At 36.7% G+C, this 17,635-nt stretch carries 16 protein-coding genes; all 16 read left to right on the plus strand.

The annotated features are described in order from the left end of the window. Nucleotides 1-22: 22 nt before the first annotated feature. Complete coding sequence (gene thrC, locus EZV73_RS13155; RefSeq protein ID WP_240840793.1) at nucleotides 23-1,480, plus strand: threonine synthase; 1,458 nt, start codon at nucleotides 23-25, stop codon at nucleotides 1,478-1,480. Nucleotides 1,481-1,483: 3 nt separating this feature from the next. Then, nucleotides 1,484-2,686 carry a cofactor-independent phosphoglycerate mutase gene (locus EZV73_RS13160; RefSeq protein WP_240840794.1) on the plus strand — a complete coding sequence of 401 codons (1,203 nt, stop codon included), beginning with the start codon at nucleotides 1,484-1,486 and terminating at the stop codon, nucleotides 2,684-2,686. A gap of 259 nt (nucleotides 2,687-2,945) precedes the next feature. After that, a complete protein-coding gene (locus EZV73_RS13165) occupies nucleotides 2,946-3,839 on the plus strand; it encodes an ATP phosphoribosyltransferase regulatory subunit (RefSeq protein ID WP_240840795.1) in 894 nt (297 codons plus the stop codon). After that, nucleotides 3,833-4,447, plus strand: coding sequence for an ATP phosphoribosyltransferase (gene hisG / locus EZV73_RS13170; RefSeq protein ID WP_240840796.1), 615 nt, complete (start codon nucleotides 3,833-3,835; stop codon nucleotides 4,445-4,447). Before EZV73_RS13165 ends, hisG begins: the two co-directional genes overlap by 7 nt. Then, nucleotides 4,447-5,715, plus strand: a complete 1,269-nt coding sequence (gene hisD, locus EZV73_RS13175) for a histidinol dehydrogenase (RefSeq protein WP_240840797.1) — start codon at nucleotides 4,447-4,449, stop codon at nucleotides 5,713-5,715. The genes hisG and hisD overlap by 1 nt, the downstream gene beginning before the upstream one ends. Before the next feature lies 1 nt (nucleotide 5,716). Then, nucleotides 5,717-6,718: a histidinol-phosphate transaminase gene (hisC, locus tag EZV73_RS13180; RefSeq protein ID WP_240840798.1), complete on the plus strand. Its 1,002-nt coding sequence runs from the start codon at nucleotides 5,717-5,719 to the stop codon at nucleotides 6,716-6,718. Next, nucleotides 6,705-7,283 carry an imidazoleglycerol-phosphate dehydratase HisB gene (gene hisB / locus EZV73_RS13185; RefSeq protein WP_240840799.1) on the plus strand — a complete coding sequence of 193 codons (579 nt, stop codon included), beginning with the start codon at nucleotides 6,705-6,707 and terminating at the stop codon, nucleotides 7,281-7,283. The genes hisC and hisB overlap by 14 nt, the downstream gene beginning before the upstream one ends. Next, nucleotides 7,280-7,885, plus strand: a complete 606-nt coding sequence (gene hisH, locus EZV73_RS13190) for an imidazole glycerol phosphate synthase subunit HisH (protein ID WP_240840800.1) — start codon at nucleotides 7,280-7,282, stop codon at nucleotides 7,883-7,885. Before hisB ends, hisH begins: the two co-directional genes overlap by 4 nt. Next, nucleotides 7,863-8,561 carry a 1-(5-phosphoribosyl)-5-[(5-phosphoribosylamino)methylideneamino]imidazole-4-carboxamide isomerase gene (gene hisA, locus EZV73_RS13195; RefSeq protein ID WP_240840801.1) on the plus strand — a complete coding sequence of 233 codons (699 nt, stop codon included), beginning with the start codon at nucleotides 7,863-7,865 and terminating at the stop codon, nucleotides 8,559-8,561. Before hisH ends, hisA begins: the two co-directional genes overlap by 23 nt. Beyond that, nucleotides 8,555-9,307, plus strand: a complete 753-nt coding sequence (gene hisF / locus EZV73_RS13200; protein WP_240840802.1) for an imidazole glycerol phosphate synthase subunit HisF — start codon at nucleotides 8,555-8,557, stop codon at nucleotides 9,305-9,307. Before hisA ends, hisF begins: the two co-directional genes overlap by 7 nt. Beyond that, nucleotides 9,307-9,894, plus strand: coding sequence for a bifunctional phosphoribosyl-AMP cyclohydrolase/phosphoribosyl-ATP diphosphatase HisIE (gene hisIE, locus EZV73_RS13205; protein WP_240840803.1), 588 nt, complete (start codon nucleotides 9,307-9,309; stop codon nucleotides 9,892-9,894). The genes hisF and hisIE overlap by 1 nt, the downstream gene beginning before the upstream one ends. A 327-nt stretch (nucleotides 9,895-10,221) precedes the next feature. Continuing rightward, nucleotides 10,222-11,385 (plus strand): beta-aspartyl-peptidase, encoded by a 1,164-nt coding sequence (iadA, locus tag EZV73_RS13210; RefSeq protein ID WP_240840804.1) that lies wholly within the window; start codon nucleotides 10,222-10,224, stop codon nucleotides 11,383-11,385. A gap of 8 nt (nucleotides 11,386-11,393) precedes the next feature. Further along, nucleotides 11,394-13,418: a sigma-54-dependent Fis family transcriptional regulator gene (locus tag EZV73_RS13215; protein ID WP_240840805.1), complete on the plus strand. Its 2,025-nt coding sequence runs from the start codon at nucleotides 11,394-11,396 to the stop codon at nucleotides 13,416-13,418. A gap of 134 nt (nucleotides 13,419-13,552) precedes the next feature. Beyond that, nucleotides 13,553-15,193 carry a putative basic amino acid antiporter YfcC gene (gene yfcC, locus EZV73_RS13220; RefSeq protein ID WP_240840806.1) on the plus strand — a complete coding sequence of 547 codons (1,641 nt, stop codon included), beginning with the start codon at nucleotides 13,553-13,555 and terminating at the stop codon, nucleotides 15,191-15,193. Between the two features lie 563 nt (nucleotides 15,194-15,756). Beyond that, nucleotides 15,757-17,046 (plus strand): group II intron reverse transcriptase/maturase, encoded by a 1,290-nt coding sequence (gene ltrA, locus EZV73_RS13225; protein WP_240840807.1) that lies wholly within the window; start codon nucleotides 15,757-15,759, stop codon nucleotides 17,044-17,046. 317 nt (nucleotides 17,047-17,363) lie between these two features. Continuing rightward, nucleotides 17,364-17,635 (plus strand): hypothetical protein (locus EZV73_RS13230; RefSeq protein WP_240840808.1); only part of this gene is annotated, 272 nt, incomplete at its 3' end.

Genomic DNA, 17,635 nt, shown 5'->3' on the forward strand with positions numbered 1-17,635 from the left:
GATACACGGACAGGAGGCGTTTATGTTATACAAGAGTACAAGAGGTTATGAAGAGAAGGTTTCAAGTGCAAGTGCAATCGTTAATGGTATTGCACCAGATGGTGGTCTTTACATTCCTGAGTCATTTCCAAAATTAGATTTGGATAAATGTTTGAAGATGAACTATCAGGAACTGGCGTCCTATGTCTTGAAAATGTATTTGACAGATTATTCAGATGCAGAAGTAAACTGTGCAGTTTACAAGGCTTATGATGAAAAGTTTGTAGATGAAGTGGTGCCTGTAAAGTATTTAGAGGGTAGAAGTGTCTTAGAGCTTTATCATGGCAGAACACTGGCATTTAAAGATATGGCCTTATCCATCCTGCCACACTTAATGAAAAAGGCATCAAAAAAATTAGGCGTTGAAGATGAGATTGTCATTTTAACAGCAACATCCGGAGATACAGGCAAGGCTGCTCTAGAAGGCTTCTGTGACGTTGATGGTACCAAGATTGTTGTTTTTTATCCTTCAGAGGGTATCAGTGAGATTCAGAAACATCAAATGGTTTCACAAAAAGGTGACAATACTTATGTATTTGGTATCAAGGGGAATTTTGATGATGCTCAGTCAGCAGTAAAATCTATTTTTCTAGATGACGCTTTAAAGGCTGATCTAAAAGAAAAAGGCTACCAGTTTTCTTCAGCCAACTCCATCAACATCGGTCGTTTGGTACCTCAGATTGTTTACTATGTACATGGCTATTTAGACCATGTTAGAAAAGGTATGTTAAACTTGGGCGATTTTATGAATGTGGTTGTGCCAACAGGCAACTTCGGTAATATATTAGCCTCTAGATATGCTAAGGAAATGGGGCTTCCGATTGATAAGCTTATATGTGCATCCAACGAAAATGCCGTATTAACAGACTTTATTAAGAGTGGCACTTATGATTTAGATAGAAAGTTTAAGGTGACCAATTCACCATCTATGGACATTTTGATTTCTTCTAACTTAGAAAGGTACCTAGCATTTATAGGTGAGGATGTACCTGTATTAATGAACAAGCTAAAAAATCAAGGATCTTATACAATAAGTCCATCTGGCAAAGAAAAGATGAAAGATTTCTATGCAAGTTTTGCCACTGAAAGAGAAACGGTTTTAAAGATAAAAGAAGTTTATGAAAAAGAAGCTTACTTGATGGACACACATACTGCTGTGGCTCAAGTTGTTTATGACAGATATCTAGAGGATACTTCTGATGACAAGCCTGCTATGATTGCATCAACTGCCAGTCCTTATAAATTCACAAGAGATGTATTAAAAAGCATTTCAGATGATTTGCTTTTAGATGATGACTTTGAACTGATTCATGTATTAGCAGAAAAAACTGGTTTGGAAGTACCAGAGCCAATCAAATACCTAGCTGAAGACCTTGTTTTACATCCACATGTAATCAGTAAGGTATCAATTAAAAACACTGTAGAGACGATTTTGAGGTAGATTATGAAATATATTGTTGTACTCATAGATGGTATGGCTGATGAAGTCATAGAAAAACTGAATAACAAAACACCTTTAGAATATGCAGACATAAAAAATATCAATGCCTTAGCCAAGGCCTCTGAACTGGGAATGGTTCATACTGTACCTGAAGGCATGCCACCAGGGAGTGATGTTGCTAACCTATCTATTATGGGTTATGCACCAGATAAGTATCATACAGGTAGATCACCACTTGAAGCTGCCAACATTGGTGTCCCAATGTTAGCAGATGATGTCATTTTCAGATGTAATTTGGTAACTGTATCAGAGGACGAGCAGTTTGAAGACAAGGTGATGATTGACCACTCTTCAAGTGATATCACCTCAGAAGAAGCAAGTCTCTTGATGAAAAGTCTACGTGAACACTTAGAAGATGATATGAGAAAGTTTTATGATGGCACCAGCTATAGAAACATTGTTGTATGGCATAAGGGACATCTGGACTTGAAACTTGTACCGCCGCATGACTTTTTAGAGCAAACTTTAAAATCGTATGTTCCAGAGGGTGCAGATTGGATATGGGAGTTTGAAAAAAAGTCTTATGAAATCCTAAAAGATCATCCAATAAACTTAGATCGTGTAAAAAGAGGTTTAAATCCAGCCAATATGATGTGGATATGGGGTGAGGGTAGAAAACCTAAGTTAGATGCCTTTAAAGAACTTTATGGTGTTGAAGGTGTGACAATTTCTGCAGTTGATTTAATCAAGGGAATTGGTAGATGTGCTGAAATGGATGCCATTGAAGTTGAAGGGGCAACAGGTACGATTCATACCAACTTTGAAGGTAAAGCAAGAGCAACTCTAGAGGCTTTAGAAAAGGTTGATTACGTATATTTACACTTAGAGGCAACTGATGAATGTAGTCATCAAGGTAATTTAGATGAAAAAATTGAAGCTATTGAAATCATTGATAAGAAGGTGGTTAAGTTCTTAATAGATGAACTGAACAAAAAAGGCGAAGACTACAAGATGATGATTTTACCAGATCACCCGACGCCTGTTAGATTAAGAACGCACACCTCTAATCCAGTCCCTTATATGATTTATGACTCAAGAGATTCTAAAGATAGACATGCACTCAATTACCATGAAGGTGCATGTGAATCAACAGGTAATGTTTTTAAAACTGGACCTGAACTTACAAAATATTTTGTAAGAAAATAATAAAAAGTCGTTGACATGCATTTTTATGCATGTTATACTTCTTAAAAATCGAACCTGTGAGGAGACACATTATGAGATTATTTATTTTAAATATTAATAAACTTCATCATCATCATAGATTCAGAGTTTGTATTATGAATTAATTTTCATAGATGCAAGCTCTGCTTTTGCTGGCTTGCATCTATGATGACGATAGAGACGTCACGTAGAATGCGTGACGTCTTTTAGTTTTTTGTAGAAAAATATTTTGGAGGGAACAATGGATTATTTAGAAAGTTTAAGAGCAAGAAATCAAGTGAGAGAACGCGTACTTGACCTACTAAGAAATAACGGTTATCTGATGACGGAGACGTCATACTTTGAAGATTACGATGATTTTATTAAGTTTTCAGGTAGAACACCTAAAGAGAAAACAGTTAAGGTCATTAACAACTTAGGTAATATAGAAATACTAAGACCTGACATCACCTTTAACATTGTGAAATCAATTGCAGATAAGTACGATGGTAGCCCGATGAAGTTGTTTTATGATTCTGTAGTATTTGAAAATGGTGAATCTAGCATCTTAGAAAAAAGGCAAATGGGAGCTGAATATATTGGCAATATGTCAATAGAAGCTGATTTGGAAATGATTCATATAGCTAAAGATATCCTAAGACCTTTAGGTCAAACCATCATTGTTATAGGTCACACCAAGTATTTAGAAGGATTGCTTAAAGGTATCTTAGACATAGAAGTCAAAAGAACCATTAAGGAGATCATATATAATAAGCAACCACAACAGTTAAATGAACTACTCTTGTCAGTAGACATAGAAGAAGAAATCAAAGATAAGCTGAGGTATCTGGTATCTGTAAAGACCTTTGATGCAGACGAGTTATCATCTGGCTATATGAATGCAGATATGAAGATTGCCTTGTCTGAAATGACTTACTTACAAAGTCAACTAAAAGAGAGAGTCAGTTTCGATTTAAGTCTTTTATCTAAGTTTGAGTATTACGATGGTGTCATATTCAAGGGATATTATAAGGGCATGAACAGACCACTGATCAGGGGTGGCAGATACGATAAGTTATCTAGAATGTTTAATAAGGAAATGCCAGCTGTTGGTTTTTCACTAGAGTTTGATGATTTAAGGAGAATATCATGTTAAGAGTAGGACTAGCTAAAGGAAGATTATGTGAAGCTGCTATTGAGAGCTTCAAGAAATTAGACCTTAATGAGGTAATAGATTTAAAATCAAGAAAACTTGTTTTTAAAGACATGGAAAATAACATTGAATATATTTTATTAAAGCCAAGTGATGTGGTCACTTATGTAGAAAACGGCGTTTGCGACTTAGGCGTTGTTGGTAGTGATGTCATCATGGAAAGACAGGAAACAGTTTATGAACTAGCTGATCTGGATTTTGGCAAGTGCAAGTTTTCTATTGCAACTATGAAGGATGCTGAAGATATTATGTCGCTTGACAAGGTAAGAGTAGCAACGAAATATCCAAATGTAGCAAAGAAGTATTTTGAAGATATGAACAAGGAGATTGAAATCATTCCCCTGAATGGTTCAGTAGAATTAGCACCTTTAGTAGGACTGGCTGATTGCATCGTTGATATAGTAGAAACTGGCAATACACTCAAAGCCAATAACCTAGTCGTTGTAGAAGATATGCACGAGGTATCTGCAAGATTGATTTGTAACTCCATATCTTATAGATTTCATCAACCAACACTTATCAAATGGGTTGAACAGCTTAAGGAGGCGTAATGAGAGTTATAAAGAGTGATATTGAAAATTACTTGTCAGACTTAAAAAGTCGCCGTGTCGATTTAGATTTAAATCAGCAAGTCTTAAGTATCTTAAATACAGTCAAAAAGGAAGGGGATCAGTCCTTATACGATTTTACTGAAAGGTTTGATGGCGTTAAGCTAGATGCATTAGAAGTATCCAATCAAGCCATCCTTGATGCCTTTGACAGGATTGATCCACCGCTACTAAGGAGTTTAAAAGTCGCGAGAGACAATATTCAAGCTTATCATAAGATTCAATTAAGAGCGTCGCAATATTTAGAGATACCAGGTGGTCGCTTAGGAGAAATCATCAGACCGCTTGAGAGAGTTGGCATCTATGTCCCAGGTGGTAAAGCTGCTTACCCGTCAACGGTTTTAATGAATGCTCTACCTGCCAAACTGGCTGGGGTAGATCAAGTAGTTATGGTGACGCCTCCTATGAAAGACGGGAAAGTAAAAGATTCCGTTCTAGTAGCAGCAAAACTTGCTGGGGTAGATAAGATATATGCTATAGGTGGTGCTCAGGCAGTCGCAGCCCTGACTTATGGTACAGAATCCATTGAACCTGTAAACAAGATTGTTGGACCGGGTAACGCATATGTGGCTACTGCCAAGGGGATGGTTTCAGGCATTGTAGGTATTGACATGATAGCAGGTCCTAGCGAGATTTTGATTATGGCAGACCAGACTTCAAATCCAAAATATATAGCGGCCGATATGATTTCTCAAGCAGAACATGATGAAAAAGCGGCAGCCATTACAATCATAAAAGGAGATGAACGGGTTGATGAGATCCTAAAAGAACTAGATAGTCAGATGAATCAGTCGCCGAGAAAAGAGATTATAAAGGAATCCCTGAATAATGAATCAGCCATTCTGATTGTTGATTCTTACGAGGAAATGATTGATTTGGCCAATAAAATCGCGCCTGAACATTTAGAAATTTTGACTGAAAATTCAGAAAAGATGCTTGGCGGTATAAAGAATGCCGGTGCAGTATTTGTAGGTGCTTATTCACCTGAACCATTAGGCGACTACATAGCTGGCCCCAATCATACCTTACCAACAAGTGGTACAGCCATGTTTTCATCACCTCTAGGTATAGATGATTTTATTAAGAAGATGTCTTTGATTCACTATACAAAAGAAGGTCTTGAAAATGTTAAAGATGATATTGTAAACATCGCTGATGATGAAGGACTCTTTGGTCACTCTAATGCGATTAAGATTAGATTTGGAGGTTAAGATGAAAACTAAAATGAATATAGAGAGTTTAGTGCCTTATGAAGTCATGACATATAAAAATGTCATCCGATTAGATGCAAATGAAAGTGCTTACAACATGGATGTCAACATATTTAAATCACTCAACAGGTACCCTGATGACAGGGCAAGTGAGTTAAAGAATAAACTAGCAGATTATCTAAAAGTTTTTCCAAGTGAGTTGGTGATTGGTAATGGCTCTTCTGAGATGATTGAATTATTATTTAGAACATTTATTGAAAAAGGTGACAAAGTGCTTGGCTTTGAAAATTCTTTTTCCATGTACAAGGTTTTCTCTACCATTTATGAAGCCGACTACATAACCGTTTCTAATGATTATGTCATGGATATGGATGAGCTGATTAGAACGGCTATCTACGAACAGCCTAAGATGATTATGATCTGTAATCCTAATAATCCGACAGGTTACTTAATCAGCAAATGTGACATAGAAAGACTCTTAAAAATGTATGACGGTCTAGTAGTTGTAGATGAAGCTTATATAGAGTTCTCTGAGGGGTCCATGCTTAATAGATTGGATACCTATGATAATTTAGTGATCTTAAGAACTTTTTCAAAAGCTTGGGGACTAGCAGGTGCCAGAGTAGGTTATATGATTGCATCGGAAAACATAGTTTCAAGTGTATTAAAGGTTAAGGCACCTTATAACTTAAATGCTCTTTCTCAACAAGCAGCCCTTTATGCTTTAGATAATAAGGAAACCATGGCTGAGAATGTTAGAGCTATTATCCTTGAAAGAGAAATCATGGAAAGAACTTTAGATCAGCTGGATATAAAGGCCTACAAGTCCTCTGCCAACTTTATTTACTTCAAAGGACAAGATGATTTGTATGAAGCACTTCTTAAAAAAGGGGTTTTAGTCAGATTCTTTGGAGCCGGTAGATTTAGAGTAACCATCGGTAAAAAGGAGGAAAATGAAAGTTTTGTAAAGGCGTTGAAGGAGGCTTTAGTTGAGATCAATTAAAAAGCAGAGATCTACCAAAGAGACTGCTATAGATATAGAGTTAAATTTAGATGGCACAGGCGCGTGTGATATTGAAACAGGCATTGGTTTTTTAGACCATATGTTAACACTTTTTTCCTTTCACTCTAAGATAGATTTGAACGTATCTTGTAAAGGTGATCTAGAAGTAGATGGCCACCATACTGCCGAAGATATTGGTCTGCTTTTAGGAGACTGTATTTCAGAAGCCCTTGGTGATAAAAAAGGCATAGAAAGGTATGGGAGTGTTTATCTGCCTATGGATGAAACACTTGCAAGGGTGGTTCTTGATATATCTGGCAGACCTTACTTGGTATATGAATGTGATTATCAAAGATTTGATTTGGGTGGTCTAGATGTTCAAAACATAAAAGAGTTCTTTAAGAGTCTTTCTAATACTTTAGGTCTTACTCTTCATATGTCTGTTTTATATGGTGAAAACGACCACCACAAGGCGGAAGCACTTTTTAAAGGTTTTGGTAGGGCGCTTAAAGAAGCCGTTAAAGTAACAAGTGATGTCTTACCGTCAACGAAGGGGGTTCTATGATTACAATAATAGATTATGGTTTGGGCAACATAAGATCTTTGATGAACTGGTTCTCTAGAGCTTCTATGGATGTTAATTTCTCAAATGACTTATCTGTCATTCAAGCATCGGACTTATTGATACTTCCAGGAGTAGGTGCTTATGAAGATGCCATGAAAAAACTTAAGGAGAAAAATCTTGTAGAGGTCTTAGACAAACATGTTTCTGCAGGTAAACCTCTTGTAGGCATCTGTTTAGGCATGCAGCTTCTATATGATTCGTCTTATGAAGGCGGTTATTATAAGGGACTTGGTTTTATACCAGGTGACATTGTTCCATTTGATGAAGAAGAGGTCAAAGTACCTCAGATGGGGTGGAACACACTGACATCTAAAGATGAACGCTTTGATAGTAGTTATGTCTATTTTGTTCACTCCTATTATGCTAAGTCAGATTTTTCAGAAGTAGTCGCTTATACAGAATATGATGTGAAGGTACCTGCGATTGTAAAAAAAGACAATGTATTGGGTTTTCAGTTCCATCCTGAAAAGAGTGGAGACATTGGTCAAGACATGCTTGTTTTAATAAAGGAGTTAGAAGATGATTATATATCCAGCAATTGATATCTTAGGAGGCAAGGCTGTTAGGCTTTATAAGGGGGATTACGATAATGTCACTGTTTACGGCACACCTTTAGAAGCTGCTAATAAATGGCTTTCATCAGGCAGTGATTTTTTACACCTTGTGGACTTAAATGGTGCAAGAGGTGATGTAGACAATAGAGAAAAAATAGCTGAAATAAGAAGTGCGTCTGACTGCTTTATTCAAATTGGAGGAGGCATAAGGAATCTTGAACAGGCAAGAAAATATTTAGATCTTGGTGTGAATCAAGTCATCATTGGTACAGCTGCTGTTACAGATCAAGTCTTCTTAGAAGAACTGGTAAAAAAGTATCCAGACCAAGTAACAGTAGGCGTAGATGCTAGAAATGGCAAGGTTTCAATAGGCGGATGGTTGAGTGATACTGAACTCAATGCGGACGACTTCATCAAGAAACTTGAAGAAATCGGTGTTAAAAGAGTGGTATATACAGACATATCTAAAGATGGTACTTTGACTGGTCCTAACTTCTCTATGTATGAAAGCGTACTAGCAAGTGTTGATATTGAGATTATTGCGTCAGGTGGCATATCTTGTTTAGATGACTTAAAACGTTTAAAAAAGATCGGACTGGATGGCGTCATCGTAGGTAAAGCTTTATATGAAAACAAGTTTACATTAGAGGAGGCTTTATGTTAGCTAAAAGAATCATACCTTGTTTGGATGTCAGAGACGGTCGTGTCGTCAAGGGACAAAAGTTTCAGAACATCAAAGATGTGGCATCTCCTACAGATATGGCAGCCTTTTACTCGGCTGAAGGTGCTGATGAGTTGGTTTTTTATGATATCACTGCATCTCATGAAAACAGAGAAACTTCTCTTAAGTTTGTCAAGCAAGTAGCAGATGAAATCAACATACCATTTTGCGTGGGTGGTGGTGTCAACACCATTGAAGATTTTGATAGGATTCTAAAATCAGGTGCAGATAAGGTGTCTATCAATTCAAGTGCAGTTAAAAGCCCGGACCTGATTGCAGAGGGAGCTAGAAAATACGGCAACCAATGTGTTGTGGTTTCTATAGATGCCAAGTTGGTTGATGGTGTATACAGAGTCTTTGTTAAAGGTGGTAGAGAAAATACTGGCCTTGATGCCATTGAGTGGGCTAAAGAAGCAGTCGCATTAGGAGCGGGTGAACTTGTGATTAACAGCATAGATGAGGATGGGATGAAAAATGGCTATGATTTAAAGCTATTAGAGTTAATCTCTGGTGCTGTTAATGTACCCATCATCGCCTCTGGTGGTGCTGGCATTATGGACCACTTTGTTGAGGGGGCTCAATTAGCCGATGGCATATTGGCTGCATCAGTTTTTCATAATAAGGCAATTAAAATCAGTGAGTTAAAAGAGTATATGTATAAAAACAATATAGAAGTAAGAAGGTTATAATGGTTAAATTTGAAAATGGATTAATTCCTGTTATCACACAGGACTACAATACAAAAGAAGTCTTGATTCTTTCATATATGAATGAAGAGGCTTATAAAAAAACATTGGATGAAAATGCGCTTTACTACTACAGCAGGTCAAGAAATCAGCTTTGGAAGAAGGGGGAAACGTCAGGCAATACTCAAGAACTGATTTGCCTTACTTATGACTGTGATGGTGACGCTTTACTAGCTCAAGTCATTCAAAAGGGGCCAGCCTGTCATACCGGAAACACGTCTTGTTTCTTTAATGATTTACTCGGTACAAAGGCAACGGATGTAGTAAGTGATGTTTTTGATGTCATTAAAGACAGAAAGGTCAATCCCAAAGAAGGTTCTTATACCAACTACTTGTTTGATAAAGGCTTAGAAAAAATCTTAAAGAAAGTTGGCGAAGAATCAAGTGAAGTTATTATAGCGGCTATGTCAAAAAACAAGGAAGAACTTGTCTATGAACTATCGGATCTCTTGTATCATAGTTTAGTTTTGATGGAAAATGAAGGTGTAAGTTTAGAAGATATAAAAAGAGAGCTCAGCAAGAGAAGATAATTGTAATGGCTATTTATTGTGATGATGGAGGTGTATTGGTGACCAATACCCTTCTTTTTTTTATGTTTCTTTGTGGCATGTGGCTTGCTATATTGTCTGTAAAAGGGGGAATGATTATGAAAGTATGAGATTGATTTAAGGATTTATATCTAAAGTCAATGTATAAGTTGATGATAAGAATTTGATAATCAAATAGGAAATGAAGTTTAATGGTGCTTAAATGGTGGTAAATGGTTAGTAGATATAACTATTATAGAACCATTAGGCTTGTTATTCAGTAAAATCATTGGTATCGTTCTTGCGAAAACAATGATTGGAGGAAAAGAAATGATATTATTAAAAAATGGTTATGTATATTCTCCTGAGAAAATTGGCGTTAAAGATATTTTATTAGCAGGAAATAAAATCGTTGCTATTGAAGACAAGATAGACTTAGAGGGGCTGGATGTAGAAGTCCTAGATTGTTCTCAAAAGAATATTCTACCTGGTTTTATTGACAGTCATGTCCATATTATGGGTGGGGGTGGAGAAGGTTCTTTTAAGACCAGAACGCCTGAAATTCAATTGTCTGATATAACAACTGCAGGGGTTACAACGGTTGTAGGTTGTATAGGGACTGATGGTACAACCAGATCTATGAAGGCACTCCTGGCAAAGGCATATGCTCTAGAAGAAGAAGGTATTTCTACTTATGTCTATACTGGCTCTTATGAGGTGCCGGTAAAAACACTGATGGACTCAATTAGAGATGACATCATCTTAATTGAAAAAGTTATCGGGGTTGGTGAAATTGCACTTTCAGATCATCGTTCTTCAGTACCTAGTTTAGAAGAACTTTGCAAGCTTACAGCTGATGCCAGTGTGGCTGGCATGTTAAGTGGAAAAGCAGGTATTGTCAACATACACCTAGGGGATTCAAAAGAAGAGTTTGACTTATTACATCAAGTTACTGAAGTCAGTGATTTAAGTCTAGATAATTTTTTACCAACGCATGTAAACAGAAATAAATCACTCTTTCTAGAGGGGATAAGTTATGCTAAAGCTGGCGGTCACATTGATTTTACAACCTCTACAACTGATTACTTTCTTGAGCAAGGAGAAGTTTCTAGTCCAAAGGCTCTAAGAATAGCGCTTGAAGAAAATGTGGCAATTGACCGAATTACATTTACCTCAGATGGTCAAGGTTCTTTACCGGAGTTTGATGAAAACAACAGACTTGTTGGGCTGACTATTGGTAAATTGTCGAGTTTGTATGATTCTGTTAGACAAGCCGTGCAAGTCGAAGGACTTCCGCTAGAACTTGCTATCAAAGTAATTACAGAAAATCCTGCACATAAGTTAAATCTTAAGTCAAAGGGGCGCGTAAGGAAAGACTACGATGCAGATATTGTCATCGTTGATCAAAAGACATTAGAAATAAACCATGTTATTGCCAAAGGTAGACTCATGGTTAAAGATAAGGAGGTGCTTGTAAAAGGGACCTTCGAATAGGAGGTTTCATGAAAAGTATCACACTGGTTGCTGGTTCTAAGAGGACAAAAGAAACGCTTGTTAATCAAGTAAGAGATTATTTGGATGATTCCTTTTCTCTTAGAGGTTATGCCATAGACGAGGACGAGATTGATTGTCTAGAAGGAGACTTGATTATACTTTCTTCCAAGTTTATTTATGATGAACTAAAGATAGATGGTTTAATAAATGACGTCAACAATTTCATCATTGCCAACCGTACCATTAACAATGACTATCTTGACAAAATAGTTGAGATACCAGATAAAACCAAGGTCCTGTTTGTAAACGAACTGCCTGAAATCGTTTTTGAAATGATCGGACACTTAAGAGAAATCGGTATTAATCATTTAGACTTTATACCTTTTTATCCGGATATGGAGACTTATGATACGTCGGCGAGCATAGCTATTACGCCTGGTGAAATAGATCTAGTACCCGAGCATGTAGAAGAGATTTTAGATATAGGTCCTAGAATCATGGATTTTACAACCATTACTAAAATACTTGCTAAGCTTGATCTAATTGAAGAAAAAGCAGGTCAATTTTCAAAGAGGTATTTAGAAAAGACGACTAGAATCTCAAAAAGGTTGGCTGAATCCAAGCATAAGATTGTTGTTTTAAATAAGCATCTAGAAACGGTTATTGATGGTTTAAGTGATGGGCTTCTAGTTTTTGATGACTATGGTACCGTTAGTGTCTCAAATGAGAACTTCAAAAAAATCATTAAGACTAATCTGCCTTTTCACATTGGCAGAAATATTAAAGACATTCTCTATAATCATGACTTACTAGATTATTTAATGGATACAAGTGATTATGAAGAAAAAATATACCTGGTCAACAGGGTTGAGTATGCTGTTTCGAAAATGACGCTTAACAACCATTCTACAGTTGCCAAGTTTAAATCCGTCAAGGATACCATCAGTGAATCAGATAGACTAAAAAGAGAAATGGTAAGAAAGGGCTACTTTGCCAAGCATGAATTTAAAGATATCATCGGTTATTCTGAGTCCATTATGCATGTAAAAAATATAGCTGAGAAGTTATCGAAATCAGAGTTGACCATGCTGATTTATGGAGAAAGTGGCTCTGGTAAAGAGTTGTTTGCTTCTGCCATACACAATGCTTCATCAAGAAAAGACGGTCCATTTCTAGCTGTGAACTTTTCTGCTTTACCAGATGATCTTATTGAATCAGAGCTATTTGGTTATGAGGAAGGGGCTTTTACAGGTGCTAAAAAAGGTGGTAAGGCCGGTTTGTTTGAACAAGCCCACGGTGGCACCATCTTCTTGGATGAAATAGGCGATGTTTCTCTTAAGCTACAGGCAAGATTGTTACGAGTTTTACAAGAAAAAGAAATCATGCGCATGGGTGGTAGTGAAATAAAACCTATAGATGTCAGAGTAGTAGCGGCAACAAATAAGAATTTATATGAAATGGTTTCAAATAAAGACTTTAGAGAAGATCTTTATCATCGTTTGAAGATGGGCTATATCAAGCTGCCGCCTTTAAGAGAAAGAAAATCTGATATACCTGTTTTGATAAATTATTTATTGTCTGAAATATCTAATGAGACGGTAATTATAGAGGAAGCTGTTCTAAACAAGCTCTATCAATACAATTGGTATGGTAACATAAGAGAACTGAAAAACACCATTGATTATATGATGGCCATCAGAGATGGTAATACCATAACTATGACATACTTCCCAGATGAAGATTTTTTTCAATTGGCCAAAACTGAGAGTCTTTCAAATCAAGCTTTAGTTGAGCCTGTAAGTGGTGTCAACTTGTTTATTCTTAAAAGAATCAAGTACTACAACGACAACGATATACCGTGTGGTCGTGAAAAACTTTCAAATGATACATCAGGCACTGATTATGAAATGACTCAGTATCAGATGAGAACGAAATTAAGAAAGCTTATGAACAAGGATTTAATTGTTATGAGCAAGGGTAAAAGAGGGACTTTAATTACCGAAAAGGGTATTGGTCTTATAATGGGGCATTAGAAATATAATGGTTAAAAAATAACCATTATAGGCCCAATAAAAGTCTTATATGGCTAAGTTGCATATAAAATGACTTGGCATGTAATTTGCAATATATAGTCATGTAGGCAGATAGAATATATTAAGGGGGAAAAATGAGCGTTAAAAACAAAACATGGCGTATGCCAGACACGTACGTCATTATATTTTTTATTGTGGTGATAGCAGCTTTATTAACTTATATCATTCCAAATGGAACATTTGATATATCTTATCAAGCAGTGACAAGTCAAGACCAAGTATTGGTTGATGTTCCTGATGGTGATGTTGGCGAGTTCACTGTCGGTGACAACACTTACACACTAGATGCTTCTGGTGATAAGACTTACGTATTTCTAGGTGAAGAAGAAATTGGTTCTATAAAAAAATCCAAAGCACAATCATTAGAAATCGATGATGTCACAGTACTTCAAAAGTATGGTGATTATCAAACAGATGGTAGCAAGTCTAAAATCAAGCTCTTTGAAAAATGGGGTGGTGTTGGCTTTTTAAACTTTGCATTCGAAGGCTTTGTTTCAGGTGATAAATGGGGATCTGCAGTTGGCGTATTTATGTTTATCCTCATTGTTGGTGGTGCATTTGGCATCGTAATGAAAACTGGAGCTGTTGATGCAGGAATACTGCGCTTGATTGATAGATTCCAAAACGTTGAATGGATCTTGATTCCAGTCATGTTCTTCTTATTTTCACTTGGTGGTGCTATCTTCGGTATGGGAGAAGAGGCTATACCATTTACAATGATTTTAGTTCCTTTAATGGTAGCCTTAGGTTATGATGCTATTACGGGTATTTTAATCACATATGTGGCTACGCAAATTGGTTTTGCGACATCTTGGATGAATCCATTTTCTGTGTCAATTGCCCAAGGTATTGCGGGTGTGCCTTTACAATCCGGTTCAGGATTTAGAATATTTATGTTCTTGTTCTTTACTGCACTTGGTATCGCTTTTACACTATGGTATGCAAATATAATCAAAAAAGATCCAACAAAATCAGTCTCTTACAAGACAGATGCTTACTTTAGAAATGAGTTTGAAGGCAAAACTGTCGAAAACATGAAGTTCAAGCTAGGACATGGCCTTGTCTTAATAGCACTAGCACTTGCTATTGTATGGATTGTTCTTGGTGTTAATGAATCAGGTTACTATTTACCAGAAATTGCAACAGTATTCTTTACTTTAGGTTTAGTTGCCGGAATTATCGGTGTTATATTTAAGTTAGAAGATATGGGTGTTAACGATATTGCTATTTCATTTAGAAATGGTGCCAAAGACTTACTAGGTGCAGCAATGGTCGTAGGTCTAGCAAAGGGTATAGTTTTAGTATTAGGTGGTACTGGTGCTTCTACGCCTTCGGTTATGAATACTATTCTTAATGGCATGGCGGGTGTACTTGATAGTTTGCCAAACGTTCTGTCAGCATGGTTTATGTATGTATTCCAATCTATATTCAACTTCTTTGTTGTATCTGGCTCTGGACAGGCTGCCCTTACCATGCCATTGATGGCGCCGCTAGCTGAACTGGTTGGCGTTACTAAGCAAGTTGCAGTACTGGCTTTCCAATTAGGTGATGGTTTTACAAATATCATTGTACCAACATCAGCGAGTTTGATGGGTGTACTGGGTGTTGCAAGAGTTGAATGGACAAACTGGTTTAAGTTCCAAATCAAGTTCCAGGGCGTTTTAGCTGTATTTGCATCTGTATTTGTAATTGTGGCTGTTATCATTGGTTTTTAAATACTTGACTCAAGAAGGGCTCTATAAGGAGTCCTTTTTTTATTGCTTAGGAGCGTGTCCAGTTAAGCTGTCCGCACGCTAACCGGTGAAAGTCCGGTCTCTGTAATCGCCAAGGAGCAGAGTAGCTATATGACCAAGTATAGGCGAAATCTTATGCTTGAAGCGTCATGAAATAGTACCTCAAGTAGGGCTAGCAAATATGCAGGCCGTAACTTAAAGTGAATTCTGCAGCCCTGTTATAAAACCCGAAAGGGACCAAAGAAACTGATGAGCCTCTTCCTTATGGGCGAAATCGAAAGAAATCAAAGCAGAACTTGGAGCCTTTGATGAAGAAGTTTCCGGGGTATGGGAATCGGCATGTATAGAAAGTGAGTGGACGGAACTGGAGAGACCCTCCTCTGCACACTAATGTGTAAAGAAACGACCTATAAGCGGCATGTGAAATGGAAGTTTGCAGAAAGGGAGTCGGAGGGGAACATAGTACCGATAATAATAAGGACAACATAACCTTATTTAGGAAAGGTTCCCTGCTTAGTTTGTGCTTTTGAAGGAGGTAAGAGTGAGTGAATGTCATAAAGACTAATAACACCAAAGAAAAAGTTCGAAAACTTCAGAGAAAGCTATACCAATCTGCCAAGGTAAATGGTAAAAGAAAGTTTCATGCACTTTATGATAAAATCTATAGAATAGATATACTTAAAGAATCATGGAAGAAGGTTAAGAGTAACAAAGGAAGTGCTGGTATTGATAAGCAGACCATTGAAGACATTGAAGCAATTGGTGTCGACAAGGTATTAGAGGAATTGCATGTTAAACTAATGGAGGGTACATATAATCCTCCGTCTGTAAGACATGTAGAAATCCCAAAAGGTAAAGATGCCACAAGACCATTAGGTATTCCAACTGTGAAAGACAGGATAGTACAAACTGCTATGAAGACAGTACTAGAACCAATATTCGATGCAGATTTCTTAGACTGCTCATATGGTTTTAGACCTAAACGAAATCAACATCAAGCTTTAGAAGTAATCAGAAAAGCATGTAATAACAAGGGAAATTATGTCCTAGATGCTGATATAAAAGGTTACTTTAATAACATCAATCATGACAAACTAATGCTCCTAATGGAGCAAAGGATTAGTGATAGAAGAGTCCTTAAAATGATAAGGAAGTGGCTAAAAGCTGGTGTAATGATTAAGGGTGATTTAGTAGAGAGCGAAATCGGTAGTCCTCAAGGCTCATCCATTTCGCCGCTCCTTTCGAATCTATACTTGAACTACATGGATCAGGTGTGGGAAAAACACTATAAACATCTGGGTGTACTAGTTCGTTTTGCAGATGATTTTGTAATCATCTGCAAGAATAAGAAAAACGTAGACCATAGTTATTATGTTGTACAAGAAATAATGAGACGGCTTTGCTTGGAATTGAGTTCAGAAAAGACTAAAGTTATAAATTTATGGGGTGGCAAAGAAGGTTTCGATTTTCTCGGTTATCATCATAGAAAGACTAAGCAAATTACTAAGTCAGCTAGAGAATACTATGCTATAGAAAGATGGATATCTAAAAAGAAGCACAATAGAATTAAAGATGTTATTCGAGATATTACCAACAAAGCAACAACCTATAATGACATTGAAACTATGATTAGGACCTTAAACCTTAAAATTGTTGGGTGGCGTAATTACTACGGTCTGTCATCGACGAGAGTATTAATGAAAATTGATAACTTTATCAAACATCGATTGATACTTTGGTATAACATAAAAAGGAAAAGAAGGAAGCTTAATGACTACTATGAAGTCAAGAAGCTTATATATTCATTAGGACTCAAGCGTATGGTTGTGTTTTAAACCGTAAAGCAGATGGAAGAAGAACTTCGGAAAGCCGTATGAAGGAAAACTTCACGTACGGTTTGATGAGGGGGAGCTGGCGGAGATAATATCAAAGCCTGCTTTCTACTCTACGATTGTATTGATCTAAAATTTCTAAACATGATTGTATGCCTTGCAAATACTCATCGTTATCGTGATGGAAAGATATTACAATTATTCTTGTTGATATAAAATCAACTTTGAAAACGCATACTATGTGTAATAAAACATCACCGAACGAACGTTTGCTCTTTTGGAGGTTATGATGTATAATCATAGTTAAGAGGAGGTAAATAATGGGAACAAAACATGTAAAGAAAAAGAGAACAAAGTCGTTGAAGTTAGCTTATTCATTTCATGTAGAAATTGAGTCTAGATTTGATGAAACAATTTATCAAACCAGTATTCATATGGGCAAGTTCTATAATATGACTTTGTATGAATACCATCAAAAAAATTATCTTACACAGAACCAGTTTTATGATAAGTTTAAAGATCATTATAGATGTGGTTATTTACAAGCGCATACTTACATTCATGCAATAAAGCAGTGTATGAAAGATATGTC

The sequence above is a fragment of the Acidaminobacter sp. JC074 genome (genome assembly GCF_022496765.1).
In the GTDB taxonomy this organism is placed as follows: domain Bacteria; phylum Bacillota; class Clostridia; order Peptostreptococcales; family Acidaminobacteraceae; genus JABXKX01.

Excerpts from the sequence above, each read along its gene's own strand:
- thrC (WP_240840793.1), top strand. The coding sequence starts at position 23 with ATGTTATACAAGAGTACAAGAGGTTATGAAGAGAAGGTTTCAAGTGCA.
- EZV73_RS13160 (WP_240840794.1), top strand. The coding sequence starts at position 1,484 with ATGAAATATATTGTTGTACTCATAGATGGTATGGCTGATGAAGTCATA.
- EZV73_RS13165 (WP_240840795.1), top strand. The coding sequence starts at position 2,946 with ATGGATTATTTAGAAAGTTTAAGAGCAAGAAATCAAGTGAGAGAACGC.
- hisG (WP_240840796.1), top strand. The coding sequence starts at position 3,833 with ATGTTAAGAGTAGGACTAGCTAAAGGAAGATTATGTGAAGCTGCTATT.
- hisD (WP_240840797.1), top strand. The coding sequence starts at position 4,447 with ATGAGAGTTATAAAGAGTGATATTGAAAATTACTTGTCAGACTTAAAA.
- hisC (WP_240840798.1), top strand. The coding sequence starts at position 5,717 with ATGAAAACTAAAATGAATATAGAGAGTTTAGTGCCTTATGAAGTCATG.
- hisH (WP_240840800.1), top strand. The coding sequence starts at position 7,280 with ATGATTACAATAATAGATTATGGTTTGGGCAACATAAGATCTTTGATG.
- hisA (WP_240840801.1), top strand. The coding sequence starts at position 7,863 with ATGATTATATATCCAGCAATTGATATCTTAGGAGGCAAGGCTGTTAGG.
- hisF (WP_240840802.1), top strand. The coding sequence starts at position 8,555 with ATGTTAGCTAAAAGAATCATACCTTGTTTGGATGTCAGAGACGGTCGT.
- hisIE (WP_240840803.1), top strand. The coding sequence starts at position 9,307 with ATGGTTAAATTTGAAAATGGATTAATTCCTGTTATCACACAGGACTAC.
- iadA (WP_240840804.1), top strand. The coding sequence starts at position 10,222 with ATGATATTATTAAAAAATGGTTATGTATATTCTCCTGAGAAAATTGGC.
- EZV73_RS13215 (WP_240840805.1), top strand. The coding sequence starts at position 11,394 with ATGAAAAGTATCACACTGGTTGCTGGTTCTAAGAGGACAAAAGAAACG.
- yfcC (WP_240840806.1), top strand. The coding sequence starts at position 13,553 with ATGAGCGTTAAAAACAAAACATGGCGTATGCCAGACACGTACGTCATT.